This is a genomic window from Pseudomonas sp. C8002 (assembly GCF_013385765.1).
In the GTDB taxonomy this organism is placed as follows: Bacteria; Pseudomonadota; Gammaproteobacteria; order Pseudomonadales; family Pseudomonadaceae; genus Aquipseudomonas.
Genome location: NZ_JACAPJ010000027.1, coordinates 1 through 214, shown reverse-complemented (window position 1 = coordinate 214; position 214 = coordinate 1). Strand labels below are relative to the sequence as shown.

Below are 214 nucleotides of genomic sequence, written 5' to 3'. Positions count from 1 at the left end.
GCGAAAACAGATCTGCTTTTATGTGGGAGCGGGCTTGCTCGCGAAAAACCTGAGGTCGCCGCGCTGAATCAGAATGCCCGCGTCATCGTTAACGACCTTCGCGAGCAAGCCCGCTCCCACATTTGGACCGTGCCCGCCTTAGATTTTGCTTTTAACACTCAAGCCGGCCGGGAGGCCGCTGTGCTCTTGCCTTTGATCTGCTTTTGATCTTGAT

The 214-nt window shown here is 55.1% G+C and carries 1 protein-coding gene; it reads left to right on the top strand.

The genetic code is table 11. The features are described 5' to 3' along the window. Window positions 1–207, top strand: a 207-nt coding sequence (locus HX814_RS31350) for a hypothetical protein (protein WP_218175063.1), incomplete at its 5' end; no start/stop codon positions are given. Window positions 208–214 lie beyond the last annotated feature (7 nt).